Consider the following 23,589-nt stretch of genomic DNA (forward strand, 5'->3'; position numbering starts at 1 on the left):
CCCAGAGGCTTCAACGAGCGAGCGGATAAATTTAGACACTGGCGAGAGACCTTGCCGATTGCTGAATTGCTGCAAATCGAATCTTGTCCTTTTCCTTCCAATACTCCCTTATGAAAGCGCGTCGACGTGGCTTGCTCGTCTCTTTGGACCCATCCTTCATTGGCAAAGTCGCGGCATCCACCCCCTTCGCAAGGCTGCTAAGGGTCTGAACATAATAATCATCACTTCCTTTCGAGATTACCGTCAACCAACCGACGACCATTGCACACCTGAGATAGCCTTTTATTTGCTTTTCATCCCTAGGCGCTTCGAATTTCTCTAATAAAAGCGAAATTTCTGCCAACGTAAGCGCGCCGTATTCTTGGACAAGACCAACTATTAACTTTATCACATGCCCTGCACGCGCGGGATCGAACGTGGTGGACTCACGATCGACACTTAAGCGCCTCTCTAGAGGCCCATCAAGAAGCTCTATCAATTTATGCTTATCGACTTTAGCGGCCGATCGCTCTTCTAAGCCAACGTCCGCATCCGCAATTACTTGTATTGCACTGCGATCAACCTCATTTTCTATGCGCTTGAGAGGGCCTAGCCTTACAAAAGAGGCATTCTTCCAATGCTTTTCTCTGATAACGACGAACAAACGCTTTAGAGTCTCTTCCATAACAGCGAATGCGCCTAACTCAGCAAGGCTACCTTCGCTTTCACAGAACAAAATTATAAGGTCCACTATTTGCGCGAGGTCAGTCTCAAAAATTAGTATGTCTGGATAGCTTTCAAAGAAATCATACTCCTTAGTGATACTTTCGGCCTGTATTAGCTCGCGATTGGCGATGGACTTCGGAGGAGTTGCCTTCAAAAAGGCATCGCGCAGTGATTTCGGAACCGGTTCATTTATGTCACCGTATTCGCCGCCGCATAGAAGTATTACCTCAAACGGCTCCCTTACATGGATGCGATCTACATCAAAATCTTCGATAAACGGCAACAATAGCTTACCTTTAAGGACTCGGAAGACGGCTTTGGGCCATCGAGCGGAGCGGTCCCCAGACGATGGCCCAAAGCCGTCTTCCGAGGCCGCAAGTGGGAACAATAAAATGAGACCTAGCGAAGCGCCAGGCCAGCGCCTGTTGGGGCGCTTCACGCGTAAGCTCCGGAAAACGTATCGAGACGCCCATTAACAGTCAAGACGACGTCGCCGATCTAAGGCGCGCTCGTAGAGCAGGCTTCCGGCAACGCGGCTGTTTGCGAAGGCCTTTGGACTGCACGCCTGGCTAATCTCAGTCCCGCTTTGCTTTGTTTGCGCGATCGTCAGTTCGACCGCGCCGCCGCATCCTTCGCTTCGCCAAATTCACCTAGCTTCTGCATATCTTCACCGATCAAGCGACATACCTCGGCGACTTCCTGTGTCAGCGTTGCCGCCAGCGCCTCTTCCCCGCCCTTGGATGCCGCATAGAGCTTCCCGGCCAGCGTCTTCAACGCGGCGACGCGCTGCGCAATGCTTGTTCCAACCGCGACTGCGGCGCCCTCGAGGTCCCGCGCCGAAACAAGCTCTCCCCGGCGGCGCGACAGTTCCAACTCGGCGAGCGCGGCCTTGGCGTTCTTCTCCCGCGCGGCGGCGTCGTCATAGTCCGCGACGGAAGCCCGCCCCTTCCCCGCAACATCGCGGGGCTGAATAGTCGTCGTTGGGTTTGAGTCGCTCGCGGCCTTGACGTGCCTTAGGCGAAGACCCTGCGCCGGATCATGCGCCGCGAGAGCGAGCGCCTCGTAGGTTGGCCGATGGACCAGCTTCGTCTTTCCCGCCCGCCTTGTCTGCAACAAACCCTTCCTAACGAAGGCAGCGACACGTTTTGAGATGTTTTGATGCGACGTGCCGGTAATGCAGGCCAGGTCTGTCATCGAGGCCCAGTCGCCAGCATCCTCCCTCAACTCCGCATCGCTCGCGCAACCATCCAGGTCCATCTGCAACCTCAACTAACGTGCAACCTGCAATCCGCAACTCTGCCGCAAATTCCAACCTCGTCCCCACCCCCGGACCCCCGCCTCTATCGTATTGGCTTCGCGCGGGGAGGACCCGTAACCCGTTCGGGGGCCGTGTCCTTAGCCTGTAGCATTCGATCACGTGCCAGCGCCGTTTGATTGCTGCTCGCCTCGCCGGATGCCCCCGGGTCACACTCAACTAAAGTGTCCCACCTGTCCCACCTCGATAGATAAAAAAATAAAGGTGGGACACGCTAACAACCTGATTACACGTCGCTTGTCCCACCTGTCCCACCTGTCCCACCTATTTTGCTTATCGGACCGCGCCGGCCAATTTGTTCGAATTGCCGAAAAAGGTAGGACAGGTGGGACAACGCTCTTGAATTCAGTTGCTTACAGTGTCCCACCTTTGCGAGAAGGTGGGACAAGGTGGGACACTTTCAGATCGCGTCGGGCTCCGCTTCTTCCTCGGGCACGGCTTCGCCCCATGGAAATTCCTGCTTCAGCGCCGCCTCGAAACTCCTCTTGCACTGCGCGAGAGACGGAAAACGCAAGCACCATACGCGCCGCGTGACCTGGACGGGCTTTAGCGTCTCTTCGTCCCAGACCTCGATTTCTTCGACGGAGCGCACGCGCTCGACGCCAGGCACCAAGCGGCGAATCGCTATTCCGAATTCTGTCTCGCTCGCCTTTCGCCGCACACCAATCTTTTCGTTCGTGCGGAGATAATCATTGAAGAGCATTGCAGCCGGCACCTTCTCGCGCCAGGCCCCCGCACGATGCGTCTGCGCGCCATCTTCGAGGCGCTGAAGCCACCAGGCCGCGATCGGATCGAGTGACCGAATTTTCTGTTCGAGCAGCGCCGGTGTTTTCGGGATCACTCGCAGGTTGGGAGCATCCGGCGCGTCGAGATCGACCGACAGCAAATCGGCCAACAACGCCTCTCTCCCGCCGCTATTGAGCTCGGCGTAAAGCTGCGCAAAACGTCCGTGATCTTCCTTCCAATGGTCCGCGACATCAAAGCAGGCGAAGCGGCGCTCATCCATGCCAGCGGGGATCACCCAGTTTTCATTCGATGAGAAGAGCAGACGGACGTAATTGTCTAGCCGTATTGGATCGACGCCCTTGGCTTCGATCATCTGCTTGGGCGCGGTGACGAGGCCCTTCAGCCGACCTTCCGCCGCCTTGTCGCCGGCCCAAATGCCCTCATCCACCTGCAGCAGAATGCAAGAGCCCATATGGGCGTTGAACTGGCCGACGAGGTAACGCGGATCGTCGACGAGAAAATAGTGCGAGGCGAAGAGCGAGCCGATGACGTCGCCGACGACGGTCTTGCCAGTGCCCATCTTGCCGCGCAACACGATCGCCGTGCCGATGCGCTCGCGTGGCCGTTGCACGAGATGGGCGAACCAGTGCCAGACCCAGCGATAGATTTCGTAGTTGCTATCGCAGATGTTCGCCTTCACGTGATCCTGGAAGGTGAAATATTTCTTCCAACGCTCTTTGGCAGGCGTCTCCATGTCCGGCGAGACAGAGAAACCTCGCCACAAATTGAAATAGCCCTTCGTCCCCGGCGCATTGTTCGGATCGGGGAAAAACTCGATGCCATCATAGGTGCGCCGGCGCGCGTGCTTGAGCCAATAGGGCGCGACGGACACATAGCGACGGACGGTCTGATAGGAGCCGTCTTCCTGTCGCTCCCGCTTGAGGACGGGACAGAACGTGTTCTGAAAATACGCTTTGAACGCGTCGATTGACAGAACTCGCGTCTGATCCTCGATCGGCGCCTGAGGCGTTTCACGCATCACGACGGCACGGGAGCCCATCAAAACGAAGCTCCACTCACGATTCATATCGTCAATTAAATCGCCCGATCCGCCGTCCCCCTCTTCTGGCGACGCGTCATCTTTGGGTGGCTCGGAGTCGCCGCCACCACTACACGGCCGATCATGCTCAAACTCGGCAGCGGCTCCGCCCTCCGCCCGCGTCGCCTTGCGCGCCCCTGGGAAGGCCAAGATTTCCGCGCCCTCGACGGCCTGGGCGATTTCGTCTTTTCCCATCACGCCCCCCTGGTCGAACGGTCGGAGTCGCGATGGTCTTGGTTTGACAAATCGACCGTAAGCCGCTGATTTCCCGTCGCCGGTTTTACAGCCCGGCGAGCGCTAAGGCTTTGATGGCTCGGCCCTGACTGAGGCTTCCTAAACCGAAGGTCACAGGTTCGAATCCTGTCGGGACCGCCACAGATCACAACGCGGGCGCCAAGGCGCCCCTGCTGCAAGAGCCGCTGACGCCTCATCATTCGGTGTGCGATGGCCGACTTCTCGTTGTATCGTCCTAGCCGAATTAATTGAATGTTCGTTTTTTCAGGTCGCGGGGGCGGCTATTTTGCTCGGCGAATATCTTGGGCTTGACGCTGAGCAGAAAGCTGAGGCGGTTTATATTGCCATGCTTCGCGCATATATGCGTCAACCTTCTCAACTGGAACGTCTATCTCACCGAGCTCAAATTGAATGAAAAGCGAAATTTTCAGCAGGTCCGCACAAGCATGCTTTAGGTGTTCAATATTTATCTGATACAATTTCGGCTTTAGAGGCTTCCTATCATAATTTGAAATAATGAAGTTTCCGCATAAATCCGAGCTTGCTCCCCAGTGCACAACTTCGTTCCTAAGTGTGGCGATAGCTCCAAACTGATCAAACGGCCTCTCAATCCTAAGTTTGCGTTTTTTCTGTTTTGTTGCGTCTAACACCGACTTTATATACGTCCTCGCGACGTCTTGTCTTACCCCATTAAAAATGGCTCCTGCTTTGGCAATTATCACCTTGACGTAGTAGTGGCCATATGTTGTTATGCTCCCATAAGGAGCAATTCAGATGGCCAACGACCTTTCCAACCCGATTTTCCATGACGAAGACGCCGCTCGCGCTTGGTTGGAAGCACGGGTTTGGCCGAACGGCCCGGTTTGCCCCCATTGCAAGGCGGAGAACCACGCCACCCTTATGAAGGGCAAGAGCCATCGCGCGGGCCTCTACCAGTGCAACGCCTGCCTTAAGCCGTTCACCGTCACCGTTGGCACGCTTTACGAAAGCTCAAAGGTGCCGCTGCATACGTGGCTGGCCGTCACCTTCCTGATGATGTCTTCAAAGAAGGGCATGAGCGCCCTTCAAATCAGCCGCATGATCGGCCGCCCCTACAAGACGGTCTGGTTCATGTGCCATCGCATCCGCGAGAGCTTCCGCAATGACGCTGCCACGCCGTTCGGCGGCCCGAACACGCCGGTTGAAGCCGATGAAACCTTCGTCGGCGGCAAGGCGAAGAACCGCGCCTTTAAGGAACCCGCCCCCAAGAAGGCCGTTCTCTCCCTTATCGACCGCGAGAAAGGCCAAGTCCGCTCGTTCCATGTGCCGAACGTGACCGCCAAGACGCTGAAGCCCATCATCGCGAAGAACGTCGAGGCGGCTTCCGTGCTCATGACCGATGAAGCGCCGGTTTATAGCGGCATTGGCAAGCGTTTCGATGCCCACCACACGGTCAACCATTCCGCCAACGAGTATGTCCGCCTTGGTTCCTACATCCACATCAACACAGCCGAGAGCTTCTTCAGCATCGTGAAGCGCGGCATCATCGGCTCGTATCATCACGTTTCCGAGGCGCACCTTCACCGCTACATGCTCGAATTCGATTACCGCTACAACACGCGCTCTACGCGCGATTTCGACCGTATGGCCGGGAGCATCCCCGGCATTGTCGGAAAGCGCTTGATGTATCGGCGCGCTGGTGAAGCAGGCCCACTTTAAAAAGGCGGCTCACGCTTTCATTCGTTGGAGAAAGAGGAATAAGCCATGACAGAATTTGAGGAAAAGACGCTTCAGCAATTGGAGCAAATGAATGAGACGCTGAAGGCAATCCAAAAAATCATGCAGTCGTTTGCCGATCAGCAAGAACACCAGAGGCGCATGATGGAGAAGATGGCGCGCCTAAGCTCTCAATACGGGACAAGTTCAAGATAGCGTCCTTGATTGTCGTTACGGCACGCGCCGGGTCCTCCCACAAATGCGGGCTCGAAAGATAAAGCGCAGCTGCTAAAACCGACGCGAGCCTATCCTCATCCATCTTTCTTCCCCTTATGGACACGCCCTTTGCTCGCGGGGCGCGCCTTCTTGTTCACAGGCTGCGGCGCAGGATTGCGTTTCGGCCCGCTCTTAACCGCTGCATCGACGGCGCGTTCAAAGCGGGACCATGCCTCCGGCTCATCCCCCACGCCAACAGGCTCTTTTTTATGGTTTCCCGGCATGTCCTCGACCCCAGACAGGTTTGACAGCGCAGCCCAACATCTGGGCGTTGACAAAGACCACCTTACCGCCATCGGAATTGTTTCACTAGGATGGGTAAGTGCCGAATTCGACATGCAATATGCGCTCTGGACCATGCTAGGTCTTGATCAAAAGGTTGGCGAGCTAATCACAAACATGATCGCCAACGTGAGTCGCACAGAATTGCTACGCAACGCCGCTATGGTGCACTTTCAAGACGCTGATTTTTTGAGTGAAGTCGACGACATATGCGCGTTTTTCAACGCGATAAGGGTGGAGCGAAACAACCTAAGCCACGCCCTCCCGCCGGAGGGCGATAAAACAGCAACGCTAACGAAACGCCATGTCACAGGTAAGGCGACAGGCGCGGTAAAATCTAAAATAATTCAGTCAGATGTCGAGCATTGCTTTGAGATTTTTGCCGACATGCAGACATTTAGAAAATGCGTCGCTCCAATGGCCCTGAACGTAAAGTCAGCCCTGTCACACGGCAACCAGCCGAAGACACTGATGGGTCATGCTGTAACATCGCGACATATAATACACATGCGAAGTCGTCTGGACTTCCTACGCAAGCGTCAAAGCTCTCCATAACCCGACACGCCGCGTCCAACATCTCAGTGGTTATAACCACCTCTCTCCCTTGCTGGTCAGCTTGAGATGTTGCCGACATTTAGTCGCCTACTACGTTATGGTGATAATTGCCCCTGCTTTGCTTTTCGGAGACCTAGAATTTTGACCAAAAGCCTTAGCAGATCGGATTCCGTTCCGGAGAATGCATGGATGAATTTCCCGAGATGGAACCAATAGTCGTGGTACAGCTCCTCGAAGGCGCTAATGAACGTGGCAAATTCGGAGTTCTCATCGTCGCCGGGGATGTAAGGCATGTCAAAGTCCAAACAGGAAAGTGAGCCGCGCGGTGACGCGTCTGATCAAGATGCTTGGGCGCGATTTGAGTGTGCCGTAGACGCTGCGGTTAAGGGCGGCCTAAAGCATAAATCCGCCCGCCTAGCATGGATAAAAAGACGCGCCCTGCGAGCAAGGGGCGCGTCCACAAGGGCAAGTCTAAGAGCTAGACGAGGCGTTTGCTGCGGTCGGCGCGGTCTGCTTCGATCGCGCTACGGATACTCGCAGCACTTTTGGTGGCCGCAATCTCACACTGGTGAACGCCGCGCGAGTCTTCGTCTTCGATCCGTTCTTTAGCCAATTGCTCGGAGGCCATGACGAACACAAGGTCGCGAGTATTCATCGCGTCCCGTAAACTGGCGGTTTTTGACAGGCCTTTCTCAGCTCTCAATTGTTTGGCGGTCTTGCCCAGAAGGCCTTTGTATGTGCCATTGGTAACGCGAGCGAATTCAAGAGGCTTCGTTACATCGTGCTCTTTGAGGGTCGCGGTTAGATCGATGCGCTTGGCTCGACCAAGAGCGCGAACGCCAGCCCATTCGTTATCCTTCGCGGGCGCGTGCTGGAGGATTTCATCCGCAAGCGTTGCGTCGCCGGCCTTGTAGCGAAGGAAAACCTCGTTGACTTCGTAATGAAGCGACGGGCTCAGATACTTAGCGTATGCGAGGGCAAGATTTGGATGCGCCCAAACGCCACCAAGGTTCCCACGTCTAGCGCAAAACACTGATAACAGATCATCTTTTGACAAGAGACGGGATTTCCCCGTGTTTTTTTCTGCCGTAAACGTGATAAGCGAGAGCGTCGTTGCAAGCCTGCCCCACTCGTAGGGTGTTTGTCGCGTAAAGCCGCCGGCTTTGTGGATGTCATCGAGGCGGATGCGCCCTTTTCCATCCACTGCGATTTTACGGCCTTTGACTTTGAAGAAGTCGAGTTTGTTATCAGTCATTTGTACGCCTTTGTGCGGCGACAAGACACTAGACTGCCCACGGACTTTCGGCATAGGGTCCGCTTGTTCAGGGAGGAAGGGCCTAGCGGCTTGACCTGAATTTGGGGGACGCCGCGGCAATCGGCTGTCCCCCTCTTGATTCGCCGAAGGCATGAGTTTTGCGCTGGCGCTCTCGCGAGTCGAGTGCCAACTGAGCATATTCCACCGCAAACCCTTGATACTAGTACATAAAGATATCGTTATGCGTTGATCCGGCGCGTCATTTGCGCCTCTGCTTTTAGCCTAAGGTTCTTTGCTTACCCGTTTGATTTGTTTCGTCGTTCGATGATCACTAGCCAAAAAGAAAAGGCCCGGCGTGAACCGGGCCTCCCCTTGACGAACGAAAGGCTGGATTTCGCTCGGTCAAAAACTCGCGAGGACCGGCGCCGAGCCCCAGTTGAAATGGTAGTTCACGCCCGCGCGCACGATATTGCCGCGGATGGGCGCGGAGACCACAGGCGTTGTCGCTGCAAAGCTCCAAGTGGGAACCGGCGTGAAAGCGATGCCTGCGCCGCCGAAGGTGTGGATCGTGCCCAGGTCGTAATAGAGATATTCGACCTTTGCGGACCAGTTTGGCATGAACATCCATTCGAGGCCGCCGCCCGCCGTCCAGCCCGTCGCCGTGTCGGAGAAGCTCGAGAAGCCGGCGCCGAACTGGCCGGTCGGGTTGAGGATTTGAAGCGTGCTCGCGTTCAAGGTCACGCCGCCATAGGCGAAGCCGCCCGTGCCATAGAGCAAGAGGGTCGGCATGACGAGCCAGCCCAAGCGACCACGCACCGTGCCGAGATAGTCGAGGCTGCCTGAAAGCCGCGTGAACTGGCTCACGCTGAAGCCCGAGGGGAGCGGCAGCACGCCAAAAAGGGTGGTGTCGCCGCCGCCGCTGGCGACGCCCTGGATGTCCGCCTCCAGGCCCACGAGGAAGTTCTGGTAGAACTGGTAATTATAGCCCACCTGGCCGCCGCCGATGAAGCCGGAACGGTTGCCGATCCCCGCAAATCCCTGGCCGCCGCTGAACCAGGCCCATTGGCCGGGCGCAGGCGCAGGCTGGGGGCCGCCCCAGCGCTTGGCGGGCGCAGACGTCACCAGGACGCCGTCGAACTGCGTGAGCGTCGCCGTTGTGTCGGAGGCCCATGTCCCGCCGGCGTTCACGCCAGCATAGAAACCTGTCCAGGTCGGCAAGGGCGCAGCCGCCGGCGCCACGGCGGGCGGAGCCTTAAGGGACGGAAGGTCCGCCGCAAAGGCGGAGCCCGCCATCAACGCCGAAGCTGCAACCGAAAGACAGAATTTTTTCATAACGATCATCCTCCTTGAATCACGCCTCTAGTGATCGCGGGGAATAGATCGCACGTATAGTTTTATGAGAAGATGGATATTACGGCAAAGTCGTTCTTTATTATCGCATGTGCCAAATGTGCAACAAATATTGCCAATAATACAGTTAAGTCATAGGCATGTGTAGTATTTATACTTACTTATATCTGCTTACGTGTAGCTACGTACAGGAGGACATGCTTTGCCGTGCGCCAATGAGGGTCGCTGTGCGGCGTCCGTGCGAGGAAGCGCCCGGTTCCATGACGTCGCATCTGAGCCATCTTCGCGCCTCTTTTCACACGGACGCTTCCGCCAAAAGATGCGCTGCGGCGTCGATGCCGCGGTACGCTCTCGCGCCCTTCCTTTTTGATGGATTTTCGGATATGCGCCGCCGCCCAACAGCTTTCCTTGCCGCTGTGATCATCATGCTCGCCGCGGGGTGGGCCAATGCGCAAGATCGACCGTCCCACGCAAGGAAATCCAGCGCGGAAAAGCGACCGGCGCCGCCCGTGAGCGAGCCGGCGCCCTGCCCTCGCGCCACATGGAAGGACGATCCCGTCTGCTTCGGAGAAGGAGACCGAGACGCTTTGCCGGTTCCCTCGGCTGCCTCGATCCAACACGAGCGGACCGCCGACGGCATCGAGATCAAGCCGACAGCGAAGCTCAACCCGCGCCCGACCGGCCCCGGCGGCGGCGCCTATCAATCGGAAAACACCTACCAATCGAACGGAAACTCGGTTACGTCGAATTACGGCGGCGGCCTCAGCCTGCATCTTCCCTTCTGAAACTGGCGTCGGAGACGCGCCCGCCGGCTCGACAACCGATTATTCCGGAGCCTGATCCATGGCCGATGAAGCCCGCCCGCCGCTGCCCCCGTTCACCGACGAAACGGCGCGGCAGAAAGTAAGGCTCGCCGAAGACGCCTGGAACAGCAGGGACCCGGCGCGCGTGGCCTTGGCCTATACCTGCGACAGCCAGTGGCGGAATCGGTCGCGATTCATTTCGGGCCGCGCGGAAATCATCGCCTTTCTCGAAGCCAAATGGGCGGCCGAACAAGACTACCGGTTGATCAAGGAGATCTGGGCGCATCAGGGCAATCGCATCGCCGTGCGCTTCGCCTATGAATATCACGACGCGTCCGGCAACTGGTTTCGCGCCTATGGCAACGAGAATTGGGAGTTCGCCGAAAACGGGCTCGTGCGCCGGCGCATCGCCAGCATCAATGATCTGCCGATCGACGAAAAAGAGCGCAAGCTGACCTTCCCGCAAGGGCGTCGTCCCGACGATTTCCCCGGCCTCACCGAACTCGGTCTTTGAGTCCTCACACGGGGAAGCAGGACGACGCACGGATGTCGAAACTCGGCAGGTTCAAATAGGGCGCGAAATTCGGGAAGGCGTAGCTCGCCGAAACGAGATTGCCGCAGGATGACTGGCTGAACGAGAAGGTCGTAGCGGGAAGGTTCAGACCGAAAGCCTGACCGACTGCGAACTGCTGGATCGCGGCGGGCGAGCTGCAGACCGCCGGATTAATGGTCGCGCATCGCGCGGCCATTTCGGCCCCGTGCTGCAATCCGACTTGCGTCCACATCCACATGCCGAGCTGAAAGGTCGCCAACAGACCGAGCAGAAACAGCGGCGCCGTGAAAGCGAATTCAACGGCGGCGACGCCAGAGACATTATCGAGGAATTTTTTGGAAATCATTTGATGCGCACCGTCGATTGAGCCGTGAGGGCGAAGCTTTTGGGAAGCAGCGGATAGGCAAGGACGGTCTGGTAGGTCGCGCTCGCCGACGCCTGCACGAACTGACCGGCTGCCGAACCGGAGGCGCAAATCGAGCCGCAGGCGGCCGCCACAACACCGGTCGCCGAGGCGCAACCGCAATAGAGCTGCGGCTGCGGAGCGGCGCTGACCCCCGAATAGCTCGTGGCGGCGAGAATGGCGTTGGTCGTTCCGTTCTGATCGTAGCCATGCACGGCGGCATATTCGGCGCCGGCTTGCGCGGCTGATTGCACCTGCATCTTTCGGTAGATCCCGAGACCCAGATCCGCGACGCAGATGATGCAAAGGGCAAGCGCCGGAAGGATGAGCGCGAGCTCTATGCTCATTACCCCCGCGATCGACCGCCCGCTGTGGTCGAACAAAGTCCGAAGAGCGAATAGCGCGCCGCTCGCCGTTTGCGCGTAAAGACGCATCATCTTCACTCCACGAGCGACGCGAGATTGGACATTTGCTTCGTCCCATAGGCGCCGCAGTTGATGGCGAGGTTCGAGACGCCGACGAAATTGATGGTGTCGGCGATGAGCTGGGTGCAATTATTCGCGCCGCCCGTGCCGCCGGAAAAGGAGAGCGCGCCTTTCGGCAGATAGACGGCGCCGCCAAAGACCTGGTCGCCATTGCCGGCGAATTTGAAGCTCGTCGATGTCGGCATTCCGCGATCGCCGAAAATGACGACGCCCGCCAGCGGACCCGTCGTCGGCGCGGTGAGATTGATGGTCGCCCCGCCCGTCGATGTCGCGGTGGCGTAGTTTTTTCCCGTGCTGGACGTGAAAACCAGCGTGACGCCCGCGCCCTGAATGGTTGACTGGCCGGCCGCCTGAAAGCTTCCCTGATCGAGATAATAAACGCCCGGAGACAGCGTGACATTCGCGCCGGCTTTGAACGTCATGCCGCCGCAGTAGACGCCCGGGGCCATAGTTTGCGTGATGCTTGTCGTGAAATTGTTGTAGTCGCAGCCTGAGAACGGCGGATAGGCCGCATTGGCGTAAGGGTCCGCGGCAGCGGATGCGCCGGACTTCATGCCCAGCATGGTCGTGATATTCGACGCGCCGGATATGCCGCCGACGACCGCGGCGTACATCGCTGAGAGCGTGGCGGAGCCGCCGACGTTGAGCGCCGCGCCGCTGCTGGAATTACCGTAGAGGCTGCAATTGTTCAGAGCGACCGTGTTGGTCCCTTGAAGATTGATCGCGCTGCTCGCGCTCGCGTTCAAGGATAGGACGCAGCCCGGATGGCCGCTCACCGCGACGGCGCGCGCTGCAACGGCGAGAGGCTGCGAACTGAAAAACTGCGAAAAGAAACGCGGCTGGGGCCCTTGCAGGACGATCTCTAAAGCGCCCGCGGTCGCCCGATTGGGGCCGGAGAGCGGCGGCGTGTTGAGGGCGAGCGTGACCCCGTTCGTTCCCGGCGCAACGCCATAGGAGGACGCAATGGCCGCGGCTTGCGTCGTGAGATTGCTCTCGCCGAGAGCGGCCGCCGCCGCAGCGCTGAGCGCGGCGGAGTCGGCCGCGCTCTGCATGAGCTGATGCTTGTAATACCAGAGCCCAACTTCCGCCCCGAGACTGACGCTGCCGATGATGACAGGCATCGAGAGAGCGGCGAGGACGACATAAGACCCAGCAGTGTCCCCGGCGAATGCGCCGAACGCCAAAGCAGTGGCATTGCGGAGATATTGTCGCAAAGCTGAAGCATATCTTCCAGGCATACTGCCACGCTCATCCAAAACTCGCGGAAACTGCATAGTTTATGCAAGTATTTACTCGAATAAGCTGCGGTAATTTTCTTAACTCCCTGTTACAAAATTTCCAGCGACCTATAATTTTTGAGATACATCAAACGCTAAGCCAGCGCTTTTCTTTGTATGCTGAAAGAGCGCCTCATTGGACGCCTTTGGAGGCGGCCCACACGCTCTCGCTTGCCGGCGTTTCACACGGCAAAGGGAGATAAGGGACGTCCTTTATTTCCCGCCGGCGGTGGCCTCGTGATAGTTTTCGATGTTCGTTTGGAAATCGGCGATGCATTTGGGCGGAATTTTATCGGCGATGGCCGGCCGTTTGTCGAAGCAGCGCCCGAGCATTTCCGGCCCGGGCTCGAATCCCTTGCAGAGTCCGGCATAGATCGCATTGCAGTCGCGCGACCGCTTGTCCTCGGCCGCAGCGCCTGCGCCAAGCGCGCCGTCGATAAGCCCGCGCGCTTCCTCATTTGTCGCCGCGGAGCCAATGAAGGCAGGCTCCCCGCGCAGATCGAACACGAAGAGCGCCGAGGCGGAGGCGCCGGGCTTCTCCGCACGCTGATAGGAGACGCGCACGATCAGCCCCGCCGCCTTGCCGTCGGCGTCGAGCCGCCACTCCGCTTTCTTGGCGCCCGAGACATTGGGAAACTCGCCGAGCTTGAAATTCGAGACCAGCGGCTTTTCCAGGGAGAAAAGCTTTCCGTCGCGCCCCAAAACCAGAAAGCTGCGCGGATCGTCCTCGATCACATAGACAGAATAATTGTCGATCCCCTTGCAACGGAAAATGCCCGTCCCGGCCCCTTTCTCGAGCGCGCGCCCGGGCAGCTTCAGGCGTTCGAGCGTCTCGCAATCCTGGAGAGAGGTGTATTGCGATTTGAGTTCCTCGGCGGAGACGGCGCCAGAGATGAGAAGGCCGGCAAAAAACACAAGCCCGCGCGCGAAAGTCCTATCGAGTGTCAAGACCGCTCTCCCCTTGAATAAAAGCTCGAGCTTACGTTACGGGAAATACGCAGAAGCTTGAAGCGCATCCGCCGCCTCTCAGCGGTCCGCCTCTTTAAAAAAGGCCGAGAATCGACTTTCAGAGTTCTCGCCGCTGGCCCGCCGCGGCGGGGGGATTCTCATGCGCCAGCGCGTCGCGCATTTCGACGATGGGCGCGGGGTCGACAGTGACGCCGCCCCGGAACGGATTATCGAGCGCGGCAATCAGAAAGACGACGGCGCCGAGAAAGAGCGCGGTGGTCGCCCCCAGCAAGACATGCACATGCGCCTCCATATCGAAGAGGCACATGAGCAGAATGAAGAGAAAGGCGCCGATATAAACGACGGCCCACATCGCGCCCGGAATGCCGTTGCCTTCGCTCGACAGCAGGAGGCGGCGCTGCTCGATGAGCAGATTGACCTGGCGGAAAACCTCGCCGTAAACGAGTTCCTCGCTCTTGGTCGCGGGCTGGAATGCGAGGAGTCTGCCGAGCATGCGGCGCAAGATCGGCGACGCGCCGGTCGGCGTCGGCGTCGTCACATCCTTGGGCCAGTGGGTCTCGAGCGCCTCCACGGCGTAATCGCGCAAATCCTCCTGCAGCGCCCCGCTCACAGGCGCCGGCAAGCCATCGAGATTGTGGCGCAGCGTCGCGAAAGTGAGCGCCTGCTTCGAAACGGCGTCCTTGACGCTCGAGAAGTCCTGATAGGCCTCGACGGCGAGCAGGCCGAGCAGAATGCCGTAGAGCGCCGCGAAGCTCTGCAGCGAAAAGCCGATCATGTCATTGGCGTTGCGTCGGCCGTGAATCCATCGCCGCGAATAGGGCCGACACAGGAAGATACAGGCCACGGTGAGCGCCGCGAAGCCGACGCAGTAAATGAGGGCCAGCTCCATCGTCGAAAAACCTTTTAACAAATCATGCATCGCCTACTCCCCGCGCCATCATTTTGGCGATGGAAGCAAGGCTTTGTCAAAACCCGCTCTATCGGTTGAGGAGCCAAAAGATCAGGCTCAATATGACGCTCAGCAGCAGCGACGTGGCGAGCGGAATATAGACGCGCAGATTGCCGCGCTCGAAGACGATGTCGCCGGGCAGGCGCCCGAGGCCCAGACGTTCCGCCGCGAGCCACAACAGGCCGAGCGCAATAAGCACGATCCCGACCAAAATCAACAATCTAGGCATTACTCGCCTCTCCGCTGCGCATCCCCCGCACGAGGCGACATATTGTCGCGAAAGGCCAAATCGCGAGCCTCTTCGCTTGCAAAAAAGCGGGCGCGCCGATACCTCGCTGTCGGGTTTCGAGCAGCGACGGATCGCGCCACAGTGCGACGAAATCGCTCAGCCGAATGAAGGCGCCATGGCGCGTCTTTCGCAAGGGCCTGTCGAGACGCGGACGCCCTGAACCCGAATAACAAAACGTCTCTTCTTCACTCTCAGCGAAGGCGCGGGCGCCGTACGCGCTCGATCGAAAAGGTAAAAGTAACATGATGAGGCCGGACCATCTCTTTATCGCTATGACAATGGTGAAGCACGGCACGCTCGCCGGCGCGTGCATCTTCGCGTTCAAGATTCTGCGCTTCGCTTTGGCCCACTGACGCTCGCGCTCCCGCGTCGGCGCCGATTTCTTGGGCGTCGCCGCCTCTTGACCTCGGCGCGCGAACCCGTGACAGCTAATCTGTCAAAAAGGGGGGAGCGCGACATATGGCTGCGGCGATCGACGGTCCGAGAGTTGGGGCGAAATCGGGCAAGGCCCGCCAGCTTGTCGTCTTCCTGCATGGCTTTGGAGCGGATGGCGCCGATCTCATCGAGATCGGGCGGCAATGGCGCTCCTTCCTGCCCGACGCGGATTTCATCGCCCCCCATGCGCCCGAGCGCTGCGCCATGTCGCCCATGGGGCGGCAATGGTTCCCGCTCACCATGCGCGACCCGGACGAGCGCTGGCGCGGGGTGATTTCCGCCCGCCCGACCCTCGACGCCTTCCTCGACGCGGAGCTGGAAAAGCGCGGCTTCGACGAGCGCTCGCTGGCGCTGGTCGGCTTCAGCCAGGGCACGATGATGGCGCTGCATACGGGGCTGCGCCGGCCCAAGGCGCCGCGCGCCATTCTCGGCTATTCCGGCATTCTGGTGCTCGGCCCCAACCAGCCGGGGGCCGAACGGCCGCCGCAGAACCCGCCGCCTTCCGTGCTGCTCGTGCATGGCGAAGAGGATGACCTCATCCCCGTGGACGCCATGATGCTATCGGCCAATTCGCTCGCCGACATGAGCGTGCCGGCGCAATGGCATATGTCCGCCGGCCTGGGCCACGGCATCGACAACGCCGGGCTGATCCATGGGGCGCTGTTTCTGGCGCAGGCTTTTGGGGTGAAGGTGGAATACGGGCGGCGGTAGGCGGGGCGCGCCCTCATCCGCCCCCGCTTCGCGGGGCCACCTTCTCCCGTAAACGGGCGAAGGAATCGCGTCCCAATATTTGTGATCCAAAACCGAGAGGTTCTTCCCTTCTCCCGCAAGCGCAGGGCTGTCCGGGGAATGAGTCGAAAGGTCGCGGGCGCATGCCCGGTTTTCCCGACGGTTGTCGGGTATTTTCCGGTTGTCGAGACTGGAAAAAAGGACCGGACATGCCCGTGCACTCTACTGTATTCGCCCAACTGCTCAAGCCGGTCGATCGGCGCGCCTTCAAGCAGATCGTCGAGCGGCATGGCGGCGACGCCTACGACAAATCCTTCAAGAGCTGGGATCACCTCGTCGCGCTCATCTACGCCCAGCTTGCCGGGGTCTCCAGCCTGCGCGCCCTCGTTCCCGCCTTCAACGCCGACGCGCGCGCGCATTATCACCTCGGGACGCGGCGGCTCGCGCGCACGACCCTTTCCGACGCCAACGCCCGCCGGCCCGTCGCCGTCTTCGCCGATCTCTTCGCCATGCTCTCCGGCGCGCTCGACCGTCATACGCGCCGGGAGGGCGCGGACATGATCCGCCTCATCGATTCGACGCCCATCCCTTTGAGCAAATTCCTCGATTACGCCCGCTCCAACGGCCGCACTCACGGCCTCAAAATGCACGTGGTCCATGACCCGCGCGCCAATCGGCCCCTTCGCGCGGAAGTCACGCCCGCCAATGTGAACGACATAGAGATCGGCAAGAAAACCGATATCGAGCCGGGCGCCGCTTATGTCTTCGACAAAGGCTATTGCGACTATCGCTGGTGGACCGAGATCGCCGCGCAAGGCGCTTTCTTCGTCACCCGGCCGAAGGCGAACGCCCGCTTCCGGGCGATCGCCGCCCGCCCGCTCGACCCCGAAAGCGCGCGGGGCGACGGCTTCGCCGTGATCGCCGACGAGGAGGTGGCGCTGGCCAGCAAAGGCGATTCCAAGCTGCCCATGCCGCTGCGGCGCATCACCGTGGAAAGAGACGAGGCCAAAGGCCGCATCGTCCTCATCGTCAACGACATGCGCCGCCCGGCCGCGGAAATCGCCGCGCTCTACAAGGGCCGCTGGGCAATCGAGCTGCTGTTCCGTTGGATCAAGCAGCATCTCAACATCAAGAGCTTCATCGGCGAGGCCGAAAACGCCGTGCGCCTGCAGCTCTTCGCCGCGATGATCGCCTTCACCCTGCTGCGCATCGCCGCCTGCGTCCACAAGATCGACATGGCGGCACTGCGTTTCGCCGAGCTCGTCGGCCGCTTCCTCTTCGACCGCCGGCCGATCGCGCTTATCGACAAGCCGCCAATCAGGCCCAAGCCCGGCCGAGACTTCTCTAGTCTGCAGCTCCAGCTCGCGGCCCTATGATTTCCCCGGACAGCCCTGCCGCAAGCGGGAGAAGGTGGCCCCTGCGTTAGCAGGGGTCGGATGAGGGCCTACGCCTCACGCCGGCTCCGCCCCGTCCGGCTCGAGCGCCGGCTCCAGCACCGGCTCCGCGAATCGCGGAATCCGCCGCACGGCGCGGCGGACGATCGGGCGATAGAGCTGCTTCGTCGCCTCCACCACATGCACGCCGCCGCCCGGCAGCGAGAAGCGCCCGGCGATGCGCTCGAAGGCCGGGGCCGAGCGCAGCAGCGTGACCCGCTGGAAAGGCGGCACATAGAGCGCCTCCCCCCAGAAAACCGGCAGAAACTGCGCCTCCTGCAACAGCGTCTGCAACTGGCCGCGAGAATAGGGATGGCCATGGCCGAAGGGCGTGGTGTCGAGGCGCGCCCAGAGGCCGGTGCGGCTCGGCGCGACGATCACCACCCGCCCGCCGGGCGCCAGAATGCGCCAGACCTCGTCGAGCAAATCCTGCGGATGCTCCTCGACCTCCAGCGCATGCACCAGCAGGATACGATCCATGCTGGCGTCGGGCAGCGGCGTCATGGAAGCCTCGACCAGCGCCGTCGCCGAGCGGCCGTCGAGCGGCCAATGCATCACGCCCTGGGTCGCCGGCATGAAGGCCAGCACGCGCTGGGCTTTCTCGCGGAAATTGTCGAGATAGGGCGGCGCATAGCCCATGCCGAGCACGCGCAGGCCGACATGGTCGTCCCAGCGCGCGCGCAGCAGACGCCCGACGACGCGGCGGGCGACCTCGCCCAAAGCGGTTTCGTAAAAGGCCCGCAGCTCGACCACGTCCAGCGCCATGGCCGGATCATCTCCTTATTCGCGGCGAGGCGCAAGGGAGCCGCCGGTCGCATTTTTGCTTGCAAGCGGTATGATGGCCGCGACCAGCGCTATCCAACATAGCGGAGCGACTTCCTGCCGGCTGTTTCGGCAAGGTTCGCTCGCGGGGGAAAACGATGTCTATAGAGGTCGACCAATTCATTTGCCTCACCGACAATTTCGGCCTGCTGGTCCATGATCGCGAGACCGGCGCGACCGCCAGCATCGACGCGCCCGAAGGCGAGGCCATTGCTGCTGAGGCCGAGCGGCGCGGCTGGCCGCTCACCCATCTTCTCATCACCCATCACCATCTCGACCATATCGAGGGCTGGGACGTGCTGAAAAAGCGTTTTCCCGGCATGAAGATCGTCGGCTCCGCCAAGGACGCGCATCGCCTGCCGCCGCTCGACCAGGCCGTCTCGGACGGCGACGAGCTGCGCCTCGGCGCCTCCCGCGCGCAGATCATCGCCACGCCCGGCCATACCTCGGGGCATGTCTGCTATTATTTCCCGGACGACGCGGCGGTTTTCGTCGGCGACACGCTGTTTTCCTTGGGCTGCGGGCGGGTTTTCGACGGCACGATGGCGCAAATGCGCCACTCCCTCGAAAGGATCGCCAATCTGCCGCGCGAGACCCGCGTTTATTGTGGCCACGAATACACCCAGGCGAACGGCCGCTTCGCCGTCACGGTCGACCCGGAAAATCCTGCCTTGCGGGACCGGATCCAGGACGTCGCGCGACTGCGCGCGGCGGGCGAGTTCACCCTGCCCTCGACGGTGGGTCTCGAAAACGCGACCAATCCCTTCCTGCGCGCCGAAGACCCGAAGGTGAAGGCGGCGATGGGCATGGCCGGCGCCGATCCCTTCGCCGTTTTCGCCACGATGCGCGAACGCAAAAACAGTTTCGCCGGATGAGCGGGCTCGATCGCCTCTCAGCGGAAGAGGTTGCGCGGCTGCTCGATCTCGCCCCGCATCCGGAAGGCGGCTTCTACCGCGAGACCTTCCGCGATCCGCGCCTCATCGACGGCCGGTCGGCGTCGACCGCGATTTACTATCTGCTGCCGGCCGGACAAATCTCGGCCTGGCACAGGGTCGACGCCGCTGAAATCTGGCATTGGCACGCCGGCGCGCCCTTGGCGCTCTCGCTGTTCGAAAACGGCGCCCGCACGGCCATACGGCTCGGCGCTGATCTCTTGGGCGGCGAGCGCCCGCAGGGGATCGTGCCGGCGGGGGTCTGGCAATCGGCCGAGAGCCTCGGCGCCTGGACGCTTGTCGGCTGCACCGTCGCGCCGGGCTTCGAATTCGCCCATTTCGAGATCGCCGAGCCGGGCCAGATCCCGCTCGCTTGAGGCGAGTCCGAGAGCGGGGCTTTTTGCAGGCCGCGGGATAGTGTATCGGGGCGCATAACAACATTTCACGAGGAAACCGCGCCCATGTGCTGGAGTGGGGAAGCTTCTACTGTCTTGGCGGCGACTGGCATCGCCGGCGCGGCCTATTCCGCGCTCAAAAAGAACCCCGAGCCGCTCGCGCTATGGGTGTGCCTTCTCTATTTCGCGAGCATGGAGTCGCTGCAGGCGGTCGCCTATTCGGTGCTCAACCAATGCGACTCGCCACTAAATCAGGTGATGACCCTGTTCGGTTATCTGCACATCACCTTCCAGCCCTTCTTCATCAACGCCGTGGCGCTGTATTTCATGCCGAAGGACAGCGCCCGGATCATCGCGCCCTGGGCCTATTTCGGCTGTTTCGTCGCGGCGATCCTCATGCTGATCCAGCTTTATCCCTTCGCCTGGGCGGGCCATTGCGCCGTCGGCCGTCCGCTTTGCGGCGATGTGCTCTGCACGGTGAAGGGCGAATGGCACATCGCCTGGCTGCTGCCGACCAACGGCATCGGCAATTCCATGGCCGGCGACGCGTGGCTTGGTCGCGGCTTTATCGGCTATCCGATGATGGCCTTCTTCATTCCCTCGCTCTACGGAAGCTGGCGCTTCATCCTGTTCTCCTGGGTGGCGGGCCCGTTCCTGGCGGGGCTCACGACAAGCAACATCAATGAATGGCCGGCGGTCTGGTGCCTGTTCTCGATCGGCCTGGTGCTCGCCATCATCAAGACGCCGCTGCGCTACCATCTGCATGTCGGCGATCCCTGGTGGATGATGCTGTGGAAATGGCGCAAGGCGCGCAAGGCCACGCAGGCGCCCGTCGTCGCGGCGGCGGCGGAGAATGCCACGCTGGTCAAGGAGCCGGCGGAGTAAAGGGCGGGCTGAAGCCCACCGTCATTGCGAGGAGCGAAGCGACGAAGCAATCCAGAGCCACATCACGGCCTTGGATTGCTTCGCTTCGCTCGCAATGACGGCGCTGGGCGTCCCCCGTTTCACTCCCGCCCGCTCACGACCCCGCCAATCAAATTCACGGCAAGCAGCTTCTCCGTCGAGACCTCGGCGGCGAGGGGCGTCAAAACCGCTCCCGCCGCCAATTTATTTTTAAGCGCCGCCCGCGCAGCGACGGCTTCCGCCCACCCCACCTTCGTGAACCGCAGGGTCTCCCCGGGGCGCAATTGCGCCAGCCGCCCGAGGTCGGCGCCGATGACCGTCGCGATCTTGGGGTAACCGCCGGTCGGTTGGCGGTCGGCCATCAAGACAAATGGCGCGCCGGAGCCGGGAATCTGAATAGCGCCGATGGCGGCGCCGTCGGATACGATGTCGTGGCCGCGCGAATGGGTAAGTTGCGGCCCCTCCAGCGCATAGGCCATACGGTCGCTGCGCGCGCCGACCCGCCATTCGGCCGAGAGAAGAGCCTCGATCGCTTTGGGCGTGAAATAATCATCCTGCGGGCCGAGCATCACGCGGATCGGCGCGTCATCGCGCGCGAGCCAGGGCGCCTCGATCGCTTGCGCGCCATCCGGCGCAGGCGCCACGCCGAGAAACCTTAAGGCGTCGCCAGCTGCAAGCGGCTTGGGGCCGATGCCTGAGCGGGCGTGGGTCGAAAGCGACCCAAGCGCCAGGGGCAGATCGAAGCGCGCGCCGACGGCCACATAGCACCAGGCGCCAGAAACGCCCGCGCGTATCGTCAGCCGCGCGCCCGGCGTAAGCGGAATGAGGCAGGCGGAAGGGAGTTTTTGCTGATCGAGCCGGATGTCGAAGGCGCCGCCCGCGATGGCGACCGCCAGCGATGCGCCTTCGGTCTCCAAAGTCACGCCGCCGAGCGAGATTTCTATCGCCGCAGCGGCGCCGACGGCGCGGGTCGCCGTCAGGAAGGCGGCTTCGTCCATCGGGCCCGCGGGCGTGACGCCATAGCGCGAATAGCCGAAGCGCCCCGCATCCTGCACGGTGACGCCCGGCCCGGCGGCGCATATGTGCAACCGCGCGCTCACGCCCTCTCCTCGCGCCGCGCGAGGATTTCGCCCTTCGCCGCGCGGGCGTCGAGCGCCGCGAAAGTCTCGGCGTCGATGGGTTCGAAACGCAGCGCCTCGCCAGGCGCGATAAGGAAAGGCGGCTCGCGGGTGAGCGAAAACAGCCGCTCTGGCGTGCGACCGATGATATACCAACCTGTCGGCATAGGGTTGGTCGCGACAAGCGACAACCCGCCCCCGATCAGCACGGCGCCCTCGGGCGTCAGGCCGCGCGGCGCCAGGCGACGCGGGATGGCGAGCGCCTCGGGCAGGCCGCCGAGATAGCACCAGCCGGGCGCGAAGCCATACATGAAGGCGCGGTAGTCCGCCGCCGCGTGTGCTTCGGCGAGCGACGACGGGGAGAGGCCCAGAATTGACCCTGCCTCCTTTATGTCCTCGGCAATCTCAGGATCGTAGCAACACGGGATAACCCATACCCCGCCGTCATTGCGAGAAGCGCCAGCGACCGCGGCTCTGGATTGCTTCGCTTCGCTCGCAATGACGGGAAGGCGCTGCTCGATCCAGCCGATGAGCGCCTGCCGCGACATCTCCAATGGCTCGTAATGCACGAGCAGCGAACGGTAAGTTGGCGTGGTTTCCCGCACGCCCTGCAAACCCTCTTGGAGAAAAGCGCCGTCGAGCGCGAGAACCAGTGCATTGAGCTCGGCGTCGACGGCGTCGCCGAACTCCACTGTCAGCGCCGCTTCGCCCTGGTCGAGAAAGCGCGGACGATCGTAGCGCATCTCAGCCCTCGACGAAGGGACGCAGCCGGAACCCCTCTTGCGCCAGCGCCACCCTCAGGCGTCGCGCCATCTCCACGGCATGGGGCGTATCGCCATGCACGCAGACGGAGTCGATCTTCGTCGGCAGGCGCTTGCCGCTGACCGTGACGAGAGCGCCCGCGCTCAGCATCTCGCGCAGGCGCGCAATCGCCGCGTCGCAATCTGAGATCACCGCGTCGGGCTCGGCGCGCGGTTGCAGCCTTGCGTCGTCCAGATAGGCGCGGTCGGCGAATATCTCATGGGCGATCTGCAAGCCCGCCCGCTCGCCCGCCCGCGTCTGTTCGGAAAGCGCAATGGCCAGAAGAGTCAGCGAAGGATCGACCGCGCGCGTCGCGCGCGCCAGAGCGTCGGCGACACTTGCATCCTTCTCCGCAATATTCGCCAGCGCGCCATGCGCCTTCACATAAGCGATGCGATGGCCCGCATAGGCGGCGAGCGCCTGCGCCGCGCCGATCTGATAGGCGACCGCATGTTCAATCTCCTTAGGCGTCATCGCCATCGGGCGGCGCCCGAAGCCTGCGAGATCGGGAAAGCCCACATGGGCGCCGATCGCGACGCCTTTCTCCCGGGCAAGCGCAAAGGTTCTGGCCATGATGTCGGGGTCGCCGGCGTGAAAGCCGCAAGCGACATTGGCGCTGGTCACAATATCGAGCATGGCGGCGTCGTCGCCCATGCGCCAAGGGCCGAAGCCTTCGCCGAGATCGGCGTTGAGATCGATTTGCTGGGGCGTCGTCGGCATCGCGACGATCTTAGCGCGCTAGCCCGCAACAGGACAGCGCCGCGCATGGTGGAGTCGCCGCAGCGCCGAGGAGCGCTAGTT

Annotated in this window: 26 protein-coding genes; 10 read left to right on the forward strand and 16 right to left on the reverse strand. The window is 61.1% G+C overall.

The features are described from left to right. Positions 1–31: 31 nt before the first annotated feature. The 4 genes from QMG84_RS16195 to QMG84_RS16210 all read right to left on the reverse strand — a co-directional run bounded on the left by QMG84_RS16195 (position 32) and on the right by QMG84_RS16210 (position 4,729). Positions 32–988: a retron St85 family effector protein gene (locus tag QMG84_RS16195; RefSeq protein ID WP_281929171.1), complete on the reverse strand. Its 957-nt coding sequence runs from the start codon at positions 986–988 to the stop codon at positions 32–34. 323 nt (positions 989–1,311) lie between these two features. Beyond that, entirely contained in the window at positions 1,312–1,962 is a 651-nt protein-coding gene (locus QMG84_RS16200) for a hypothetical protein (RefSeq protein WP_281929172.1), read from the reverse strand. A 458-nt stretch (positions 1,963–2,420) separates the two neighbouring features. Continuing rightward, positions 2,421–4,040 carry a DUF5906 domain-containing protein gene (locus tag QMG84_RS16205; RefSeq protein WP_281929173.1) on the reverse strand — a complete coding sequence of 540 codons (1,620 nt, stop codon included), beginning with the start codon at positions 4,038–4,040 and terminating at the stop codon, positions 2,421–2,423. Positions 4,041–4,360: 320 nt separating this feature from the next. Further along, positions 4,361–4,729 carry a hypothetical protein gene (locus QMG84_RS16210; RefSeq protein WP_281929174.1) on the reverse strand — a complete coding sequence of 123 codons (369 nt, stop codon included), beginning with the start codon at positions 4,727–4,729 and terminating at the stop codon, positions 4,361–4,363. Between the two features lie 124 nt (positions 4,730–4,853). On the opposite strand from QMG84_RS16210, the gene QMG84_RS16215 reads away from it, so the two are divergent. The 3 genes from QMG84_RS16215 (at position 4,854) to QMG84_RS16225 (ending at position 6,887) form a co-directional block, all read left to right on the forward strand. After that, a complete protein-coding gene (locus QMG84_RS16215) occupies positions 4,854–5,777 on the forward strand; it encodes an IS1595 family transposase (protein WP_281929176.1) in 924 nt (307 codons plus the stop codon). A 45-nt stretch (positions 5,778–5,822) separates the two neighbouring features. After that, entirely contained in the window at positions 5,823–5,990 is a 168-nt protein-coding gene (locus QMG84_RS16220) for a hypothetical protein (RefSeq protein WP_281929177.1), read from the forward strand. 150 nt (positions 5,991–6,140) lie between these two features. Then, positions 6,141–6,887 carry a hypothetical protein gene (locus QMG84_RS16225; RefSeq protein ID WP_281929179.1) on the forward strand — a complete coding sequence of 249 codons (747 nt, stop codon included), beginning with the start codon at positions 6,141–6,143 and terminating at the stop codon, positions 6,885–6,887. Positions 6,888–7,365: 478 nt separating this feature from the next. On the opposite strand, the gene QMG84_RS16230 is transcribed toward QMG84_RS16225, so the two are convergent. Together QMG84_RS16230 and QMG84_RS16235 are read right to left on the reverse strand one after the other, a co-directional pair. Then, positions 7,366–8,142, reverse strand: coding sequence for a KilA-N domain-containing protein (locus QMG84_RS16230; protein WP_281929180.1), 777 nt, complete (start codon positions 8,140–8,142; stop codon positions 7,366–7,368). Between the two features lie 402 nt (positions 8,143–8,544). Then, positions 8,545–9,474 carry an outer membrane protein gene (locus QMG84_RS16235; RefSeq protein WP_281929182.1) on the reverse strand — a complete coding sequence of 310 codons (930 nt, stop codon included), beginning with the start codon at positions 9,472–9,474 and terminating at the stop codon, positions 8,545–8,547. A gap of 527 nt (positions 9,475–10,001) precedes the next feature. Here QMG84_RS16235 and QMG84_RS16240 point away from each other — a divergent pair. Together QMG84_RS16240 and QMG84_RS16245 are read left to right on the forward strand one after the other, a co-directional pair. Next, positions 10,002–10,277, forward strand: coding sequence for a hypothetical protein (locus tag QMG84_RS16240; RefSeq protein ID WP_281929184.1), 276 nt, complete (start codon positions 10,002–10,004; stop codon positions 10,275–10,277). A gap of 58 nt (positions 10,278–10,335) precedes the next feature. Continuing rightward, positions 10,336–10,809, forward strand: coding sequence for a nuclear transport factor 2 family protein (locus tag QMG84_RS16245; RefSeq protein WP_281929186.1), 474 nt, complete (start codon positions 10,336–10,338; stop codon positions 10,807–10,809). A 4-nt stretch (positions 10,810–10,813) separates the two neighbouring features. Here QMG84_RS16245 and QMG84_RS16250 read toward each other — a convergent pair whose 3' ends face one another. The 6 genes from QMG84_RS16250 to QMG84_RS16275 form a co-directional block, all read right to left on the reverse strand. After that, on the reverse strand, positions 10,814–11,194 hold the full coding sequence (locus QMG84_RS16250; RefSeq protein ID WP_281929187.1) for a TadE/TadG family type IV pilus assembly protein: 381 nt from the start codon (positions 11,192–11,194) through the stop codon (positions 10,814–10,816). Further along, the gene (locus QMG84_RS16255; protein ID WP_281929188.1) at positions 11,191–11,688 is read right to left on the reverse strand and encodes a TadE/TadG family type IV pilus assembly protein; all 498 of its coding nucleotides are present in this window, start codon (positions 11,686–11,688) and stop codon (positions 11,191–11,193) included. Before QMG84_RS16255 ends, QMG84_RS16250 begins: the two co-directional genes overlap by 4 nt. A gap of 2 nt (positions 11,689–11,690) precedes the next feature. Continuing rightward, positions 11,691–12,950, reverse strand: a complete 1,260-nt coding sequence (locus QMG84_RS16260) for a pilus assembly protein TadG-related protein (protein WP_281929189.1) — start codon at positions 12,948–12,950, stop codon at positions 11,691–11,693. A 276-nt stretch (positions 12,951–13,226) separates the two neighbouring features. Then, positions 13,227–13,961 (reverse strand): hypothetical protein, encoded by a 735-nt coding sequence (locus QMG84_RS16265; protein WP_281929190.1) that lies wholly within the window; start codon positions 13,959–13,961, stop codon positions 13,227–13,229. A gap of 118 nt (positions 13,962–14,079) precedes the next feature. Then, positions 14,080–14,901: a bestrophin-like domain gene (locus QMG84_RS16270; protein WP_281929191.1), complete on the reverse strand. Its 822-nt coding sequence runs from the start codon at positions 14,899–14,901 to the stop codon at positions 14,080–14,082. A 58-nt stretch (positions 14,902–14,959) separates the two neighbouring features. Then, positions 14,960–15,160, reverse strand: a complete 201-nt coding sequence (locus tag QMG84_RS16275) for a DUF2905 domain-containing protein (RefSeq protein ID WP_281929192.1) — start codon at positions 15,158–15,160, stop codon at positions 14,960–14,962. A 519-nt stretch (positions 15,161–15,679) separates the two neighbouring features. Between QMG84_RS16275 and QMG84_RS16280 the strand changes: the two genes are divergently transcribed. Together QMG84_RS16280 and QMG84_RS16285 are read left to right on the forward strand one after the other, a co-directional pair. Beyond that, the gene (locus QMG84_RS16280) at positions 15,680–16,366 is read left to right on the forward strand and encodes an alpha/beta hydrolase (RefSeq protein WP_281929193.1); all 687 of its coding nucleotides are present in this window, start codon (positions 15,680–15,682) and stop codon (positions 16,364–16,366) included. A gap of 227 nt (positions 16,367–16,593) precedes the next feature. Next, entirely contained in the window at positions 16,594–17,760 is a 1,167-nt protein-coding gene (locus QMG84_RS16285; RefSeq protein ID WP_281927877.1) for an IS4 family transposase, read from the forward strand. A 75-nt stretch (positions 17,761–17,835) separates the two neighbouring features. Here the strand turns inward: QMG84_RS16285 and QMG84_RS16290 are convergent, their stop codons facing one another. Further along, complete coding sequence (locus tag QMG84_RS16290; protein WP_202071372.1) at positions 17,836–18,582, reverse strand: class I SAM-dependent methyltransferase; 747 nt, start codon at positions 18,580–18,582, stop codon at positions 17,836–17,838. Positions 18,583–18,737: 155 nt separating this feature from the next. Here QMG84_RS16290 and gloB point away from each other — a divergent pair, with 155 nt between their 5' ends. The 3 genes from gloB to QMG84_RS16305 all read left to right on the forward strand — a co-directional run bounded on the left by gloB (position 18,738) and on the right by QMG84_RS16305 (position 20,851). Then, complete coding sequence (gene gloB, locus QMG84_RS16295; protein ID WP_281929195.1) at positions 18,738–19,514, forward strand: hydroxyacylglutathione hydrolase; 777 nt, start codon at positions 18,738–18,740, stop codon at positions 19,512–19,514. Continuing rightward, positions 19,511–19,948, forward strand: coding sequence for a cupin domain-containing protein (locus QMG84_RS16300; RefSeq protein ID WP_281929196.1), 438 nt, complete (start codon positions 19,511–19,513; stop codon positions 19,946–19,948). The genes gloB and QMG84_RS16300 overlap by 4 nt, the downstream gene beginning before the upstream one ends. A gap of 84 nt (positions 19,949–20,032) precedes the next feature. Further along, positions 20,033–20,851: a DUF5765 domain-containing protein gene (locus tag QMG84_RS16305; protein ID WP_281929198.1), complete on the forward strand. Its 819-nt coding sequence runs from the start codon at positions 20,033–20,035 to the stop codon at positions 20,849–20,851. 119 nt (positions 20,852–20,970) lie between these two features. Here QMG84_RS16305 and QMG84_RS16310 read toward each other — a convergent pair whose 3' ends face one another. The 3 genes from QMG84_RS16310 to QMG84_RS16320 are packed head-to-tail and all read right to left on the reverse strand — an operon-like array spanning position 20,971 to position 23,508. Continuing rightward, on the reverse strand, positions 20,971–21,969 hold the full coding sequence (locus QMG84_RS16310) for a 5-oxoprolinase subunit C family protein (RefSeq protein WP_281929199.1): 999 nt from the start codon (positions 21,967–21,969) through the stop codon (positions 20,971–20,973). After that, entirely contained in the window at positions 21,966–22,730 is a 765-nt protein-coding gene (locus QMG84_RS16315) for a 5-oxoprolinase subunit B family protein (protein WP_281929200.1), read from the reverse strand. Before QMG84_RS16315 ends, QMG84_RS16310 begins: the two co-directional genes overlap by 4 nt. 1 nt (position 22,731) lies before the next feature. Continuing rightward, entirely contained in the window at positions 22,732–23,508 is a 777-nt protein-coding gene (locus QMG84_RS16320; RefSeq protein WP_281929202.1) for a LamB/YcsF family protein, read from the reverse strand. Positions 23,509–23,589 lie beyond the last annotated feature (81 nt).

Source organism: Methylocystis iwaonis (assembly GCF_027925385.1).
GTDB lineage: Bacteria > Pseudomonadota > Alphaproteobacteria > Rhizobiales > Beijerinckiaceae > Methylocystis > Methylocystis iwaonis.

Coding starts and splice junctions, on each gene's coding strand:
- QMG84_RS16285 (WP_281927877.1), top strand. CDS start 16,594: ATGCCCGTGCACTCTACTGTATTCGCCCAACTGCTCAAGCCGGTCGAT.
- QMG84_RS16205 (WP_281929173.1), bottom strand. CDS start 4,040: ATGGGAAAAGACGAAATCGCCCAGGCCGTCGAGGGCGCGGAAATCTTG.
- QMG84_RS16270 (WP_281929191.1), bottom strand. CDS start 14,901: ATGCATGATTTGTTAAAAGGTTTTTCGACGATGGAGCTGGCCCTCATT.
- QMG84_RS16315 (WP_281929200.1), bottom strand. CDS start 22,730: ATGCGCTACGATCGTCCGCGCTTTCTCGACCAGGGCGAAGCGGCGCTG.
- QMG84_RS16235 (WP_281929182.1), bottom strand. CDS start 9,474: ATGAAAAAATTCTGTCTTTCGGTTGCAGCTTCGGCGTTGATGGCGGGC.
- QMG84_RS16290 (WP_202071372.1), bottom strand. CDS start 18,582: ATGGCGCTGGACGTGGTCGAGCTGCGGGCCTTTTACGAAACCGCTTTG.
- QMG84_RS16305 (WP_281929198.1), top strand. CDS start 20,033: ATGTGCTGGAGTGGGGAAGCTTCTACTGTCTTGGCGGCGACTGGCATC.
- QMG84_RS16200 (WP_281929172.1), bottom strand. CDS start 1,962: ATGGACCTGGATGGTTGCGCGAGCGATGCGGAGTTGAGGGAGGATGCT.
- QMG84_RS16275 (WP_281929192.1), bottom strand. CDS start 15,160: ATGCCTAGATTGTTGATTTTGGTCGGGATCGTGCTTATTGCGCTCGGC.
- gloB (WP_281929195.1), top strand. CDS start 18,738: ATGTCTATAGAGGTCGACCAATTCATTTGCCTCACCGACAATTTCGGC.
- QMG84_RS16280 (WP_281929193.1), top strand. CDS start 15,680: ATGGCTGCGGCGATCGACGGTCCGAGAGTTGGGGCGAAATCGGGCAAG.
- QMG84_RS16300 (WP_281929196.1), top strand. CDS start 19,511: ATGAGCGGGCTCGATCGCCTCTCAGCGGAAGAGGTTGCGCGGCTGCTC.
- QMG84_RS16250 (WP_281929187.1), bottom strand. CDS start 11,194: ATGATTTCCAAAAAATTCCTCGATAATGTCTCTGGCGTCGCCGCCGTT.
- QMG84_RS16245 (WP_281929186.1), top strand. CDS start 10,336: ATGGCCGATGAAGCCCGCCCGCCGCTGCCCCCGTTCACCGACGAAACG.
- QMG84_RS16220 (WP_281929177.1), top strand. CDS start 5,823: ATGACAGAATTTGAGGAAAAGACGCTTCAGCAATTGGAGCAAATGAAT.
- QMG84_RS16215 (WP_281929176.1), top strand. CDS start 4,854: ATGGCCAACGACCTTTCCAACCCGATTTTCCATGACGAAGACGCCGCT.
- QMG84_RS16255 (WP_281929188.1), bottom strand. CDS start 11,688: ATGATGCGTCTTTACGCGCAAACGGCGAGCGGCGCGCTATTCGCTCTT.
- QMG84_RS16230 (WP_281929180.1), bottom strand. CDS start 8,142: ATGACTGATAACAAACTCGACTTCTTCAAAGTCAAAGGCCGTAAAATC.
- QMG84_RS16320 (WP_281929202.1), bottom strand. CDS start 23,508: ATGCCGACGACGCCCCAGCAAATCGATCTCAACGCCGATCTCGGCGAA.